Origin of the sequence: Klebsiella sp. 7-CIP_Kleb., from assembly GCF_050378655.1 — a bacterium.
Taxonomy (GTDB): domain Bacteria; phylum Pseudomonadota; class Gammaproteobacteria; order Enterobacterales; family Enterobacteriaceae; genus Klebsiella; species Klebsiella quasipneumoniae.
Genome location: NZ_JBNRLJ010000002.1, coordinates 254,041 through 266,702, shown reverse-complemented (window position 1 = coordinate 266,702; position 12,662 = coordinate 254,041). Strand labels below are relative to the sequence as shown.

Annotated in this window: 11 protein-coding genes, 2 tRNA genes and 1 other RNA gene; 8 read left to right on the top strand and 6 right to left on the bottom strand. The window is 57.8% G+C overall.

Going from position 1 to position 12,662, the window contains the following annotated elements:
* Nucleotides 1-21: 21 nt before the first annotated feature.
* Nucleotides 22-1,206 carry a NupC/NupG family nucleoside CNT transporter gene (locus tag ACQUTI_RS08970; RefSeq protein ID WP_004204514.1) on the bottom strand — a complete coding sequence of 395 codons (1,185 nt, stop codon included), beginning with the start codon at nt 1,204-1,206 and terminating at the stop codon, nt 22-24.
* A gap of 270 nt (nt 1,207-1,476) precedes the next feature.
* On the opposite strand from ACQUTI_RS08970, the gene efeU reads away from it, so the two are divergent.
* From efeU to phoH, 4 genes are all read left to right on the top strand, one after another.
* Nucleotides 1,477-2,307 carry an iron uptake transporter permease EfeU gene (gene efeU / locus ACQUTI_RS08965; protein WP_004204515.1) on the top strand — a complete coding sequence of 277 codons (831 nt, stop codon included), beginning with the start codon at nt 1,477-1,479 and terminating at the stop codon, nt 2,305-2,307.
* 51 nt (nt 2,308-2,358) lie between these two features.
* The gene (efeO, locus tag ACQUTI_RS08960; protein WP_017901109.1) at nt 2,359-3,486 is read left to right on the top strand and encodes an iron uptake system protein EfeO; all 1,128 of its coding nucleotides are present in this window, start codon (nt 2,359-2,361) and stop codon (nt 3,484-3,486) included.
* Between the two features lie 4 nt (nt 3,487-3,490).
* A complete protein-coding gene (gene efeB / locus ACQUTI_RS08955) occupies nt 3,491-4,762 on the top strand; it encodes an iron uptake transporter deferrochelatase/peroxidase subunit (RefSeq protein WP_428923243.1) in 1,272 nt (423 codons plus the stop codon).
* A gap of 504 nt (nt 4,763-5,266) precedes the next feature.
* Nucleotides 5,267-6,055 (top strand): phosphate starvation-inducible protein PhoH, encoded by a 789-nt coding sequence (phoH, locus tag ACQUTI_RS08950; protein ID WP_002898923.1) that lies wholly within the window; start codon nt 5,267-5,269, stop codon nt 6,053-6,055.
* 455 nt (nt 6,056-6,510) lie between these two features.
* Here phoH and ACQUTI_RS08945 read toward each other — a convergent pair.
* The 4 genes from ACQUTI_RS08945 to ACQUTI_RS08930 form a co-directional block, all read right to left on the bottom strand.
* A non-coding RNA gene (locus ACQUTI_RS08945) (RtT sRNA) lies at nt 6,511-6,647 on the bottom strand.
* Between the two features lie 43 nt (nt 6,648-6,690).
* A tRNA-Ser gene (locus ACQUTI_RS08940) sits at nt 6,691-6,778 on the bottom strand.
* Between the two features lie 145 nt (nt 6,779-6,923).
* Nucleotides 6,924-7,601 carry an isochorismatase family protein gene (locus tag ACQUTI_RS08935; protein WP_004204521.1) on the bottom strand — a complete coding sequence of 226 codons (678 nt, stop codon included), beginning with the start codon at nt 7,599-7,601 and terminating at the stop codon, nt 6,924-6,926.
* An 18-nt stretch (nt 7,602-7,619) separates the two neighbouring features.
* Nucleotides 7,620-8,480, bottom strand: a complete 861-nt coding sequence (locus tag ACQUTI_RS08930; RefSeq protein ID WP_153245223.1) for a pirin family protein — start codon at nt 8,478-8,480, stop codon at nt 7,620-7,622.
* Between the two features lie 114 nt (nt 8,481-8,594).
* Between ACQUTI_RS08930 and ACQUTI_RS08925 the strand changes: the two genes are divergently transcribed.
* Nucleotides 8,595-9,500: a LysR family transcriptional regulator gene (locus tag ACQUTI_RS08925; protein WP_004204523.1), complete on the top strand. Its 906-nt coding sequence runs from the start codon at nt 8,595-8,597 to the stop codon at nt 9,498-9,500.
* Nucleotides 9,501-9,956: 456 nt separating this feature from the next.
* Here ACQUTI_RS08925 and ACQUTI_RS08920 read toward each other — a convergent pair.
* Nucleotides 9,957-10,044 (bottom strand) — tRNA-Ser (locus ACQUTI_RS08920).
* A gap of 268 nt (nt 10,045-10,312) precedes the next feature.
* On the opposite strand from ACQUTI_RS08920, the gene ghrA reads away from it, so the two are divergent.
* The 3 genes from ghrA (at nt 10,313) to ACQUTI_RS08905 (ending at nt 12,654) form a co-directional block, all read left to right on the top strand.
* Nucleotides 10,313-11,251 (top strand): glyoxylate/hydroxypyruvate reductase GhrA, encoded by a 939-nt coding sequence (gene ghrA / locus ACQUTI_RS08915; RefSeq protein ID WP_186602191.1) that lies wholly within the window; start codon nt 10,313-10,315, stop codon nt 11,249-11,251.
* A gap of 88 nt (nt 11,252-11,339) precedes the next feature.
* Nucleotides 11,340-12,077, top strand: coding sequence for a phosphatase (locus tag ACQUTI_RS08910; protein ID WP_065877928.1), 738 nt, complete (start codon nt 11,340-11,342; stop codon nt 12,075-12,077).
* A 22-nt stretch (nt 12,078-12,099) separates the two neighbouring features.
* Nucleotides 12,100-12,654, top strand: coding sequence for a TorD/DmsD family molecular chaperone (locus ACQUTI_RS08905; protein WP_062914045.1), 555 nt, complete (start codon nt 12,100-12,102; stop codon nt 12,652-12,654).
* Nucleotides 12,655-12,662 lie beyond the last annotated feature (8 nt).

The window sequence follows — 12,662 nt, the reverse complement described above, 5'->3', positions numbered from 1 at the left end:
GGGGCAGCCCCGCCGTTTGTCTTACAGCACCAGCCCGGCGAAGCTGGCGGAAAGCAGGCTCACCAGCGTGGCGCTAAACACCAGCCGCAGGCCGAAGCGGGAGACGATATTGCCCTGCGGTTCATTCAGGCCTTTGATCGCCCCGGCGATAATGCCGATTGAAGCAAAGTTAGCAAACGACACCAGGAAGACCGAGAGAATACCGAGCCCGCGCGGCGTCATGCTGGCGGCAATCTTTTGCAGCTCAATCATCGCCACAAATTCGTTAGCGACCAGCTTGGTGGCCATGATGCTGCCGGCGTTCAGCGCATCGCTCAGCGGAATGCCGATAAGCCAGGCTAACGGATAGAAGACGTAGCCGAGGATCTGCTGGAAGCTGAGGCCAAACAGGGTAGCGAACAGCGCGTTAATGGCGCTGATCAGGGCGATAAAGCCGATCAGCATCGCCAGAATAATCATCGCCACTTTAAAGCCGGCCAGAATATATTCCCCGAGCATTTCAAAGAAACTCTGTGATTCATGCAGCTTCTCCAGCTTTATTTCCTGCTCGCTGCCCGGCCGCGTCGGGTTAATCACCGACAGCACGATAAAGGTGCTGAACATATTCAGGATCAGCGCCGCGACGACATATTTGGCGTCCAGCATGGTCATATAGGCGCCGACGATCGACAGCGATACGGTCGACATGGCCGTCGCCGCCATGGTGAACAGACGCCGTGAGGAGAGGTCGCCCAGTACGCCTTTGTAGGCGATGAAGTTTTCCGACTGGCCGAGGATCAGGGAGCTGACGGCGTTAAAAGATTCCAGCTTACCCATGCCGTTGACCTTCGACAGCAGGGTGCCAATCACGCGAATAAAAATCGGCAGGATCCGCCAGTGCTGGAGAATACCAATCAGCGCGGAAATAAACACAATCGGACACAGGACGCCAAGAAAAATAAAGGCTAAGCCTTTTTCGCTCATGCCGCCAAAGACGAAATTGGTCCCTTCGGCGGCAAAGCCTAACAGCGAAGCAAAAAAGCCGGAAATATTTTTTACCAGCCACAGGCCGCTTTCGGCGTGCAGGAAAAAGAAAGCGAGCGCTATTTCTATAATAATCAACTGAAGAATATAACGAATACGAATTTTTTGTCTGTCGTAGCTGACAAGCCAGGCCAGGGCGAGGATCACCGCCAGCGCCAGCAGGAAATGAAAAAATGCAGTCATGTTGTTCTTTTCGCAGGTCAATAAGGCCGCCATTTAGCCATAGCCGCCGCGACGGGTAAATATCTGGCGTAAAAAATCCTTTGCTTATTCTTTTCCCTCATACCAGGCGAATATTTTCATAAGTCATTATTTGCCAGCGATTTATTTACAGATAGTCATCATTCTCTAAACATTTCGCTTGTGTTTCTGAGTATTGTAATGATAATCACTATCATAAATATTACCTGTTTTTGCATTCGTTGACGGTGCTTTACATTTAAGGGTATTGGCATGTTTGTCCCATTTCTCATTATGTTACGCGAAGGCCTGGAGGCGGCGCTGATTGTCAGCCTGATCGCCAGCTATCTGAAACGCACCCAGCGCGGCAACTGGATTGGCGTGATGTGGATTGGCGTGATCCTCGCAGCGGCGCTGTGTCTTGGCTTAGGCATCTTTATCAACGAAACCACCGGGGAATTTCCTCAGCGCGAACAGGAGCTGTTCGAAGGGATCGTCGCGGTCATTGCGGTGGTGATCCTGACGTGGATGGTCTTCTGGATGCGCAATGTCTCACGCAACGTCAAGCAGCAGCTGGAGCAGGCCGTGGATAAGGCGCTACAGCGCGGCAATCACCACGGCTGGGCGCTGGTGATGATGGTCTTTTTCGCGGTCGCCCGTGAGGGGCTGGAGTCGGTCTTCTTCCTGCTGGCGGCATTCCAGCAGGACGTTGGCATCTGGCCGCCGCTGGGGGCGATGCTGGGGCTGGCCACGGCAATCGTGCTGGGTTTCCTCCTCTACTGGGGCGGTATCCGTCTCAACCTTGGCGTGTTCTTCAAATGGACCAGCCTGTTTATCCTGCTGGTGGCCGCTGGCCTGGCGGCGGGGGCGATCCGCGCCTTCCACGAGGCGGGCCTGTGGAACCTGTTCCAGGAGACCGCCTTCGATCTGAGCACTGTGCTGTCGACGCATACGCTGTTCGGCACGCTGCTGGAAGGGATCTTCGGCTACCAGGAGACGCCAAGCGTCAGCGAAGTGGCTGTCTATCTGCTTTATCTGATCCCGGCGCTGGTGCTGTTTGCGCTGCCGCCGCGAAATAATACGACTGCCTCGCGGGCTGCCTGATCGGGCGCTGCGAGCTTATAAGCGACACTCTACTTACCGAAAGGGATGATCATGATGATTCATTTTCGCCGTAATGCGCTGCGGGTGACCGTGGCCGCGCTGCTCAGCTCTGCATTCGGTGCTCAGGCTGCGGATATCCCGCAGGTCAAAGTCACCGTCAACGACAAACAGTGCGAGCCGATGCAGGTGACCGTTAACGCGGGTAAAACCCAGTTTATTATTCAGAACCACAGCCAGAAAGCGCTGGAGTGGGAGATTTTGAAAGGGGTGATGGTGGTGGAAGAGCGCGAAAACATCGCGCCGGGCTTTACCCAGAAGCTCACCGCAAACCTGCAGCCGGGCGAATATGACATGACCTGCGGTCTGCTCACCAACCCGAAAGGCAAACTGATCGTCACCGGCGCCGCCACCAAAGACGCGGCGAAAGCGGATGCGGTGCTGAGCCTCGGCGAAGCGATCACCGCTTATAAAGCCTATGTGACGGCGGAAACCGCGCAGCTGGTCAGCGGCACCAAAGCCTTTACCGACGCGGTGAAAGCTGGCGACATCGAAAAAGCGAAAGCGCTGTACGCCCCGACGCGCCAGCATTACGAGCGCATTGAGCCGATTGCTGAGCTGTTCTCTGACCTTGACGGCAGCATCGACGCCCGCGAAGACGATTTCGAGAAAAAAGCGGAAGATCCGAAATTCACCGGATTCCACCGTCTGGAAAAGGCGCTGTTTGGCGATAACAGCGTCAAGGGCATGGAAAAATATGCCGATCAGCTGAACAGCGATGTGCTGGAGCTGCAAAAGCGCATCAGCGAGCTGGCGTTCCCACCGTCAAAAGTCGTGGGCGGGGCGGCAGGATTAATTGAAGAAGTCGCAGCCAGCAAGATCAGCGGTGAAGAAGATCGCTACAGCCATACCGACCTGTGGGACTTCCAGGCCAATATTGACGGCGCGCAGAAAATTGTCGATCTGCTGCGCCCGCAGCTGCAAAAAGAGAACAGCGCACTGCTGGCTAAAGTGGACGCCAACTTTAAGAAAGTGGACAGTATCCTCAGCAAATACCGCACCAAAGAGGGTTTCGAAACTTACGATAAGCTGACCACCGCTGACCGTAATGCGCTGAAAGGGCCGATCACCACCCTGGCGGAAGATCTGGCTCAGCTGCGCGGGATCCTGGGTCTGGACTAAGTCGATGGCACAACAGAAACCACACGACGTGAACGAGCCGTCACGTCGTCGCTTACTGAAAGGGATCGGCGCGCTGGCCATCACCGGCGGCTGCCCGGTGGCGCATGCGGCAAAAGCGGAAAGTTCCCCCGGGACGCTCACACCTGACGCGCGCCAGGAAAAACAGCCATTCTATGGCCGGCATCAGGCGGGTATTCTGACGCCGCAGCAGGCCTCGATGATGCTGGTGGCGTTCGATGTGCTGGCGTCAGATAAAGCCGACCTCGAGCGTCTGTTTCGGCTGCTGACCCAGCGTATCGCCTTTTTAACCCAGGGCGGCCCCGCGCCGGATACGCCTAATCCGCGTCTGCCGCCGATGGATTCCGGCATCTTAGGGCCGTGGATTGCCCCGGATAATCTGACCATCACCGTCTCGGTCGGCCATTCGCTGTTTGATGAGCGCTTTGGTCTCGCGGATAAAGCGCCGAAAAAGCTGCAGCCGATGACTCGCTTCCCCAATGATTCACTGGATGCCGCCCTGTGCCATGGCGACCTGCTGCTGCAGATCTGCGCCAATACTCAGGACACGGTGATCCACGCCCTGCGCGATGTCATCAAACATACGCCGGATTTGCTCAGCGTGCGCTGGAAGCGGGAAGGATTTATCTCCGATAGCGCGGCGCGCAGCAAAGGCAAAGAAACCCCCATCAACCTGCTGGGTTTCAAGGACGGTACCGCTAACCCGGCGAGCCATGACAGCGCGCTGATGGATCAGGTCGTGTGGGTCACGGCGGATCAGGACGAGCCGGCCTGGGCGGTGGGCGGCAGCTATCAGGCGGCGCGCATCATCCAGTTCCACGTCGAGTTCTGGGACCGGACGCCGCTCAAGGAGCAGCAGACCATCTTCGGCCGCGACAAGCACACCGGTGCGCCGCTGGGGATGAAAAACGAACACGATACCCCGGATTACAGTAAAGATCCTAACGGCGAGACGATCGCGCTGGATAGCCATATTCGTCTGGCCAACCCTCGCACGCCGGAAACCCAGTCCAGCCTGATGATGCGCCGCGGCTACAGCTATTCGCTGGGAGTCACTAATGCCGGGCAGCTGGATATGGGGCTGTTGTTCGTTTGCTATCAGCACGACCTGGAAAAGGGTTTTCTGACGGTGCAGAAACGGCTTAACGGCGAGGCGCTGGAGGAGTACGTCAAACCCATCGGCGGGGGCTATTTCTTTGTTTTACCCGGCGTGGTGGATGATAAGCACTACCTGGGACAGACGCTGCTGCAGGCCTGATACCGACCCTGTCCGCAAGGGCAGGGCGTTTTCTGCTGTTTTTCTCTTTTTTATTATATTTCCTGCCATGTGTTATATTTCTGTAATACAAATGACCGATAGTCTCCTACACTTGCTTAAGAACTATTTGTTGCGTCATTGTGAAAAATAAGTTGCATTAAGAATCTTTTTTGATGTACTTATTACATACGCGGTAGTTCCCGGCAGTGTGACGTTTCACTATGGAGATCGCGAATGGTAAGGTCCCGTACCGGACAACGTAAAACCACAGACCGTACTCTTCAGCACGGAAGCCCCGCTTCCGGCAGCGATTTTCTCACTCTTTCTCCCTCCGCTTCGAATTATTACCACCTTGGCAGGGTACGCGGTGCGCGTAGCCGCGACTCGTTGTCAGTTCTACCGGCAAGCAATGGCTTACAAGGAAGCCAAACCTCAATCGTTCGTGCGCATAGTCGCGTCGATGTTGACGCGTGTGATGTAAACCTACAACGCAAGGTGCTATCCATGGGAAGACAAAAAGCAGTGATCAAAGCTCGTCGTGAAGCAAAACGTGTGCTGAGACGGGATTCACGCAGCCATAAGCAGCGTGAAGAAGAATCGGTCACATCGCTTGTGCAAATGAGTGGCGTAGAAGCAATTGGCATGGCGCGGGACAGCCGTGATACTTCCCCAATTGAGGCGCGCAATGAGGCTCAGGCGCATTATCTGAATGCCATCGACAATAAACAGCTGATTTTCGCCACCGGCGAAGCCGGATGCGGCAAGACCTGGATCAGTGCGGCGAAGGCAGCTGAAGCGCTGATCCATAAGGATGTGGACAGAATTATTGTTACCCGTCCCGTTCTGCAGGCCGACGAAGATCTCGGCTTCTTACCGGGAGATATCGCCGAGAAGTTCGCGCCCTATTTCCGACCGGTTTACGACGTGCTGGTGAAAAGGTTGGGGGCTTCCTTTATGCAGTACTGCCTGCGTCCGGAAATCGGCAAGGTGGAAATCGCGCCGTTCGCCTATATGCGCGGACGTACTTTTGAAAATGCGGTGGTGATTCTGGACGAGGCCCAGAACGTGACCGCAGCGCAAATGAAGATGTTTTTAACCCGCCTCGGGGAGAACGTGACGGTCATCGTCAATGGCGATATCACCCAGTGCGACTTGCCCTCAGGGGTGCGGTCCGGCCTGAGCGATGCGCTTGCGCGTTTTGAGGAAGACGAGATGATCGGCATCGTGCGTTTCACCACCGATGACTGCGTGCGCTCGGCCCTCTGCCAGCGGACGCTGAAAGCCTATTATTAATCGTCATACTGTGAGCAAGGCCCGGGCGAGCCCGGGCTTTGTTGTTTTTGGGGGCCTCCCGGCGGCGCTGCGCATAGCGGGCTACCTGGCGGATACGGTCTGGTAGCCCGGGAGAGGCATTGATGCCGACCCCGGGGATGTCTGCGGTGCCACATGCGAAAAAAAAGCCCGTACTTGCGTACAGGCTCTCATCTCGAATATGGCGGTGAGGGGGGGATTGACTCGCTTCGCTCGCCGTTACTCGGCCCATCCATGGGCCTCGCCCCTGCGGGGCCAACGCAGGCGTTGTTCAAAAACGCTCCCGGCGTTTTTGTCGGGGCAGCCCGCTCGCGGGCTCGCGGTCTGTCCTACTGGCGTTGCCAGTAGTCGAACCCCGGTCGGGGGTTCTCATCCCCCCCGGCGGAGAATATAAAAGAAAAGAGCCCGTACTTGCGTACAGGCTCTCATCTCGAATATGGCGGTGAGGGGGGATTGACTCGCTTCGCTCGCCCCTGCGGGGCAGCCCGCTCGCGGGCTCGCGGTCTGTCCAACTGGCTGCGCCAGTTGTCGAACCCCGGTCGGGGGTTCTCATCCCCCCCGGCGGAGAATATAAAAGAAAAGAGCCCGTACTTGCGTACAGGCTCTCATCTCGAATATGGCGGTGAGGGGGGGATTCGAACCCCCGATACGTTGCCGTATACACACTTTCCAGGCGTGCTCCTTCAGCCACTCGGACACCTCACCATATTGTCTTGCTGCTCACCTTGGGTGGGCAACGGGGCGCTACTATAGGGAGTTGCGTTAAAACGGTCAAGCATATTTTCTTCTTTCTTTACCGACCGCTCACGCAATGAACAATGCCCCGCTGCGACGCAGTGGGGCGGGTGTTTTAGCGCTGGGAATCAAGCTGTTCGTTATTCTTCACCACGTCCTGCGCTTTGCTGTAGCTTTCAATCAGCAGCTGGTAGGCCGGGAAGACTTTGGTGTACACCTCCGCCCATTCTGCTGCGTCCGGGCGATTCCAGGTGCGCTGCAGCTCAGAGGCGACGGCGGCGGTATCCATCGGCACTACGCCAGCTTGTACCACGCGAGCCAGGGTGATCTCCTGCGCCATTTTGCTGTAGGTGCCGGAAGCGTCAATCACGGCAAACACTTTATAACCGTCGGCGACGGCGGCAATCGCCGGGAAGGCCATGCAGACGCTGGTGATGGTCCCGGCGATAATCAGCGTTTTGCGACCGGTCGCTTTCACCGCGGCGACGAATTCCGGGTTATCCCAGGCGTTGATCTCGCCTTTACGGGCGATGTATTGCGCATGCGGCGCGTTCTCATGAATCTCCGGGATCAGCGGACCGTTCGGCCCCTGCGGCACGGAGGCGGTGGTGATCACCGGGATCCCGGCAAGCGAGGCCATCTTCGCCAGCGCGGCGGCGCGAGCGCGCAGCTCTGGCATCGGCATATCGCCGACGGTCTGGAACAGGCCGCTCTGGTGGTCAATCAACAGCATTGCGGTATCGTTGACATCAATCACCGGACGAGCACCGTTAAAATTAGCGGGAGTAGACATAGTATTCACCTCAATCAGTTAGATTTGGCCAAAGCGGCCGCTGTTAAAATCGCGAACGGCTTCTGCGATCTGCGTTTTGTTATTCATGACAAAGGGGCCATAGCCCACAATCGGCTCCTGCAGCGGTTCTCCGGCCATCAGCAGAACTTTTGCCAGGGCGGTCGCCTCCAGATGCAGTGTCTCTCCTGCCTGGCTCAGGACGGCGAGCTGGCCTTCGCGGGCGGATTCGGAACCGTTGATGATCACTTCCCCTTCCAGTACCACCAGCGCGGTACTCCAGCCTTCCGGCTGGCGCAGCGTGAGGTCGTTCCCCTGATTCAGCTGCATATCCCACACGTTAAGCGGTGAGAAGGTATGGGCCGGGCCGCTGACGTCGTCATACTGGCCGGCAATAACCCGAACCTGTCCGGCGCCATTCGTCAGCGCGACGGTGGGGATCGTCCCGGCGGTAATGCTCTGGTAGCCGGGGGCCGTCATTTTGTCTTTGGCGGGCAGGTTGACCCACAGCTGGATCATCTTCAGCTCGCCGCCGCTGCGGGTGAAGGCCTCAGAGTGGAACTCTTCGTGCAGGATCCCGGCGCCAGCCGTCATCCACTGCACGTCGCCTGGGCCAATCACCCCGCCACGGCCGGTGGAGTCACGATGTTCTACCTCACCGGCGTAGACGATGGTGACGGTTTCGAATCCGCGATGCGGATGCTCACCGACGCCGCGTTTATTGCTGCCCGCCGGGAAGGTGTACGGCCCGGCATAGTCGAGCAGTAAGAAGGGGCTCAGCTGCTGGCCGTGCGTCTGATAGGAAAACATCGAACGAACCGGGAAGCCGTCGCCTACCCAATGCTGCGCGGGCGCGGTGTAGACTCCTGTAATCTGTTTCATGGCTTTCTCCTGTGTATCGGTATCTGATGTGAATAAGCTTATATCCGGGACGACATGTGCGGTAGTAAGCAAAAATGGCCTATACTGTTCCAAAAATGGAACAATGGAGGAAGGATGCAGGATCTCAATGACTTCGCCTGGTTTGTCCAGGTCGTGGACCATGGCGGTTTCGCCGCGGCGGGGCGAGCGCTTGACCAGCCGAAATCCAAGCTCAGCCGCCGCATTGCGCAACTCGAGGAGCGGCTGGGCGTGCGTTTGATTCAGCGAACCACTCGCCAGTTCGCGGTTACCGAGGTCGGGCAGACCTTTTACCAGCATTGCAAAGCGATGCTGATAGAGGCCGAGGCGGCGCAGCAGGCGGTCGACACGCTGCGCGCCGAGCCGCGCGGCAGCGTCAGGATCACTTGTCCGGTCACCTTGCTGCATGTCCATATTGGACCGATGCTGGCGCGATTTATGGCGCGTTATCCCGGGGTCACTTTGCATCTTGAGGCGACCAACCGCCGGGTGGATGTGGTCGGGGAGGGCATTGATGTGGCGATCCGCGTCCGGCCCCGGCCTATCGAGGACAGCGATTTGGTGATGCGCGTGCTGGCGGACCGAGGGCACCGGCTGGTGGCCAGTCCGGAGCTGATTTCCCGGCTCGGACGTCCGCAGGCGCCGTCTGAGCTGAGCGCCTGGCCTGGGCTCAGCCTGGGGGCGAACAAGCATCAGCATAAATGGCAGCTTACCGGGCCTGAGGGGGCAAGGGCGGAGGTGTATTTCACGCCGCGAATGGTGACCACCGATATGCTGGCGCTGCGCGAGGCGGCGATGGCCGGCGTAGGGGTGGTGCAGCTTCCTTTGTTAATGGTGCGCGATCAGCTGGCGTCAGGGGAGTTAGAGGTGGTACTGGATGAGTGGCAGCCGCGGCGGGAAGTGATCCATGCGGTATTTGCCTCAAGGCGCGGGCTGCTGCCCTCCGTCAGGGCGTTGGTGGATTACCTCAGCGAAGAGTATCAGCGAATGGAAGAGGATTAGCTTCGGGATTGGCTTTTCTCGGGGGGCTCTCCCCGGCGGAGAATATAAAAGAAAAGAGCCCGTACTTGCGTACAGGCTCTCATCTCGAATATGGCGGTGAGGGGGGGATTGACTCGCTTCGCTCGCCCCTGCGGGGCAGCCCGCTCGCGGGCTCGCGGTCTGTCCAACTGGCGTTGCCAGTTGTCGAACCCCAGTCGGGGGTTCTCTACCCCCCCCGGTGGGCGCCACATGCGAAAAAAAAGCCCGTACTTTCGTACGAGCTCTTCTTAAAATATGGCGGTGAGGGGGGGATTGACTCGCTTCGCTCGCCCCTGCGGGGCAGCCCGCTCGCGGGCTCACGGTCTGTCCAACTGGCTGCGCCAGTTGTCGAACCCCGGTCGGGGATTCTCATCCCCCCCGGCGGGTGCCACATGCGAAAAAAAAGCCCGTACTTGCGTACGAGCTCTTCTTAAAATATGGCGGTGAGGGGGGGATTCGAACCCCCGATACGTTGCCGTATACACACTTTCCAGGCGTGCTCCTTCAGCCACTCGGACACCTCACCATATTGTCTTTCCCGTTGTTGTCGGGAACGGGCGCTAATGTAGGGAAATACGTATCGCCCGTCAATCAACTTTTTGCAAAATCAGCGCGTTTAGACAAACTTCGAACAACTTGCTCCTTAAACGTGCGAAATCCGTTTTTTTTGTCGCCACTCCCTTTTCACTTTGCGGCAAGGGGAAATTTGTTATGCTGGCAAACCAATAGAAAACAATGAGTAAAATAAGACGCCTGCATTAACCTGCTCCGGGCGTCTGCTATCAGGAGCCCCTATGGAGATTATTTTTTACCATCCGACCTTTGATACCCAATACTGGATCCGAGAGCTGGAAAAGCAGTTACCCGGCGCGCGAGTACGCGAATGGAAAGCGGGCGATAACCAGCCGGCGGACTATGCCCTGGTCTGGCATCCACCGGTAGAGATGCTGCAAGGCAGGGCGCTGAAGGCCGTGTTCGCCCTTGGGGCGGGAGTGGATTCGATCCTTAGTAAGCTGCGCGATCATCCGGATATGTTGCCCTTGTCGATCCCGCTGTTTCGTCTCGAAGATACCGGTATGGGACGGCAGATGCAGGAGTATGCCGTGAGCCAGGTGCTCCACTGGTTCCGCCGGTTCGATGACTATCAGGCGTTGAAGTTGGCTTCCCGCTGGCAGCCGCTGCCCGAGTACCGCGCCGACGAATTCACCATCGGGATTATGGGCGCCGGCGTGCTGGGGGCGAAGGTTGCGGAAAGCCTGCAACCCTGGGGATTCCCGCTTCGCGTCTGGAGCCGTAGCCGTAAATCCTGGCCGCAGGTACAGAGCTTTGTCGGCCAGGCCGAGCTGGGTGGATTCCTGCTGGGGACTCGCGTCCTGATCAACCTGCTGCCGAATACCGCCGAAACCGTCGGTATTATCAACCAGACGCTTTTGGCGCAGCTGCCTGATGAGAGTTATCTCCTCAACCTTGCCCGCGGCGTGCATGTCGTAGAAGAGGATCTGCTGGCGGCACTGAACAACGGTAAGCTCAAAGGCGCGATGCTCGATGTCTTCAGTCGCGAACCGCTGCCGCAGGAGAGTCCGCTATGGGCGCACCCGCGGGTGGCTATGACTCCCCACGTGGCGGCAGTCACCCGCCCGATGGAGGCAATTGCCTATATCGCCGGGACCATTAGCCGGCTGGAGCGAGGGGAATCGGTTAGCGGTCAGGTCGATCGTCAGCGCGGTTATTAAGATAAGCGAACCCCGCCACGGCGGGGTTTTTGCTAATCAATAGCCCGGTTTCCTGCTATTCTTGCGGCAAACAGAAGAGGAGAATGTGATGTATCCCGTTGACCTGCACATGCATACCGTCGCCAGCACCCACGCCTACAGCACCCTGCACGATTATATTGCGGAAGCAAAGCGTAAAGGGATCAAACTCTTCGCCATCACCGACCATGGCCCGGATATGGCGGATGCCCCGCATTACTGGCACTTCGTTAATATGCGCATCTGGCCCCGCCTGGTAGACGGGGTGGGGATCCTGCGCGGTATTGAGTCGAATATTAAAAATATCGAAGGTGAGATCGACTGCTCCGGGCCGATGTTGACGTCGCTCGATTTGATCATCGCCGGATTCCACGAGCCGGTGTTTCCGCCGCAGGATAGCGCCACCCATACGCAGGCGATGATTGCCACGATGGCCAGCGGTAAAGTGCATATGATTAGCCATCCCGGTAATCCGAAATTCCCGGTGGATATCCCGGCCATTGCCGAAGCGGCGGCCCGTTACCAGGTGGCGCTGGAGATCAATAACTCCTCTTTCGTTTCATCGCGCGTGGGCAGTGAAGATAACTGCCGTGCTATCGCCGCCGCGGTGCGCGACGCCGGAGGGTGGGTGGCGCTGGGCTCGGACTCTCATACGGCGTTTACCCTCGGAGAGTTTACCGAGTGCCGCAAGATCCTCGATGCTGTCGATTTCCCGGAGGAGAGGATCCTCAACGTTTCTCCGCGTCGCCTGCTCGACTTCCTCGAGTCGCGTGGTATGCCGGCGATCCCGGAATTTGCTGACCTTTAATTTGTATAACTGGAATAACTGAATGAACGAGTTTTCAATCCTCTGCCGCGTGCTGGGTTCGCTGTATTACCGTCAACCGCAGGACCCGCTGCTGGTGCCGTTGTTTACCCTGATCCGCGAGGGCAAACTGGCCGCCAGCTGGCCGCTGGAGCAGGACGAGCTGCTGGCGCGTCTGCAGAAAAGCTGTGAAATGCAGTCCCTGGCGACGGACTATAATGCGCTGTTCGTCGGTGAAGCCTGCAGCGTTCCGCCGTACCGTAGCGCGTGGGTGGAGGGTTCCTCTGAAGCGGAGGTCCGGTCTTTTCTGAGCAATCACGGCATCCCGACAGGAGAAGGTCCGGCGGATCATCTCGGATCGCTGCTGCTGGCCGCCTCCTGGCTGGAGGATCATGCCACAGAAGCGCAGAGCGAGACGCTGGAGCTCCTGTTTGCCGACTATATCCTGCCGTGGTGCGGGACGATGCTGGGGAAAGTCGAAGCGCATGCGCACACACTGTTCTGGCGCACCATGGCGCCGTTAACCCGCGACGCCATCGCCGCGATGTGGGAAGAGCTTCAGGAAGAAGATGAGCAATAAAATGTGAT

What these genes read in the sequence shown, in the direction of transcription:
- ACQUTI_RS08970 (WP_004204514.1), bottom strand. Translation starts at nt 1,206, where the DNA reads ATGACTGCATTTTTTCATTTCCTGCTGGCGCTGGCGGTGATCCTCGCC.
- efeU (WP_004204515.1), top strand. Translation starts at nt 1,477, where the DNA reads ATGTTTGTCCCATTTCTCATTATGTTACGCGAAGGCCTGGAGGCGGCG.
- efeO (WP_017901109.1), top strand. Translation starts at nt 2,359, where the DNA reads ATGATGATTCATTTTCGCCGTAATGCGCTGCGGGTGACCGTGGCCGCG.
- efeB (WP_428923243.1), top strand. Translation starts at nt 3,491, where the DNA reads ATGGCACAACAGAAACCACACGACGTGAACGAGCCGTCACGTCGTCGC.
- phoH (WP_002898923.1), top strand. Translation starts at nt 5,267, where the DNA reads ATGGGAAGACAAAAAGCAGTGATCAAAGCTCGTCGTGAAGCAAAACGT.
- ACQUTI_RS08935 (WP_004204521.1), bottom strand. Translation starts at nt 7,601, where the DNA reads ATGTCTACTCCCGCTAATTTTAACGGTGCTCGTCCGGTGATTGATGTC.
- ACQUTI_RS08930 (WP_153245223.1), bottom strand. Translation starts at nt 8,480, where the DNA reads ATGAAACAGATTACAGGAGTCTACACCGCGCCCGCGCAGCATTGGGTA.
- ACQUTI_RS08925 (WP_004204523.1), top strand. Translation starts at nt 8,595, where the DNA reads ATGCAGGATCTCAATGACTTCGCCTGGTTTGTCCAGGTCGTGGACCAT.
- ghrA (WP_186602191.1), top strand. Translation starts at nt 10,313, where the DNA reads ATGGAGATTATTTTTTACCATCCGACCTTTGATACCCAATACTGGATC.
- ACQUTI_RS08910 (WP_065877928.1), top strand. Translation starts at nt 11,340, where the DNA reads ATGTATCCCGTTGACCTGCACATGCATACCGTCGCCAGCACCCACGCC.
- ACQUTI_RS08905 (WP_062914045.1), top strand. Translation starts at nt 12,100, where the DNA reads ATGAACGAGTTTTCAATCCTCTGCCGCGTGCTGGGTTCGCTGTATTAC.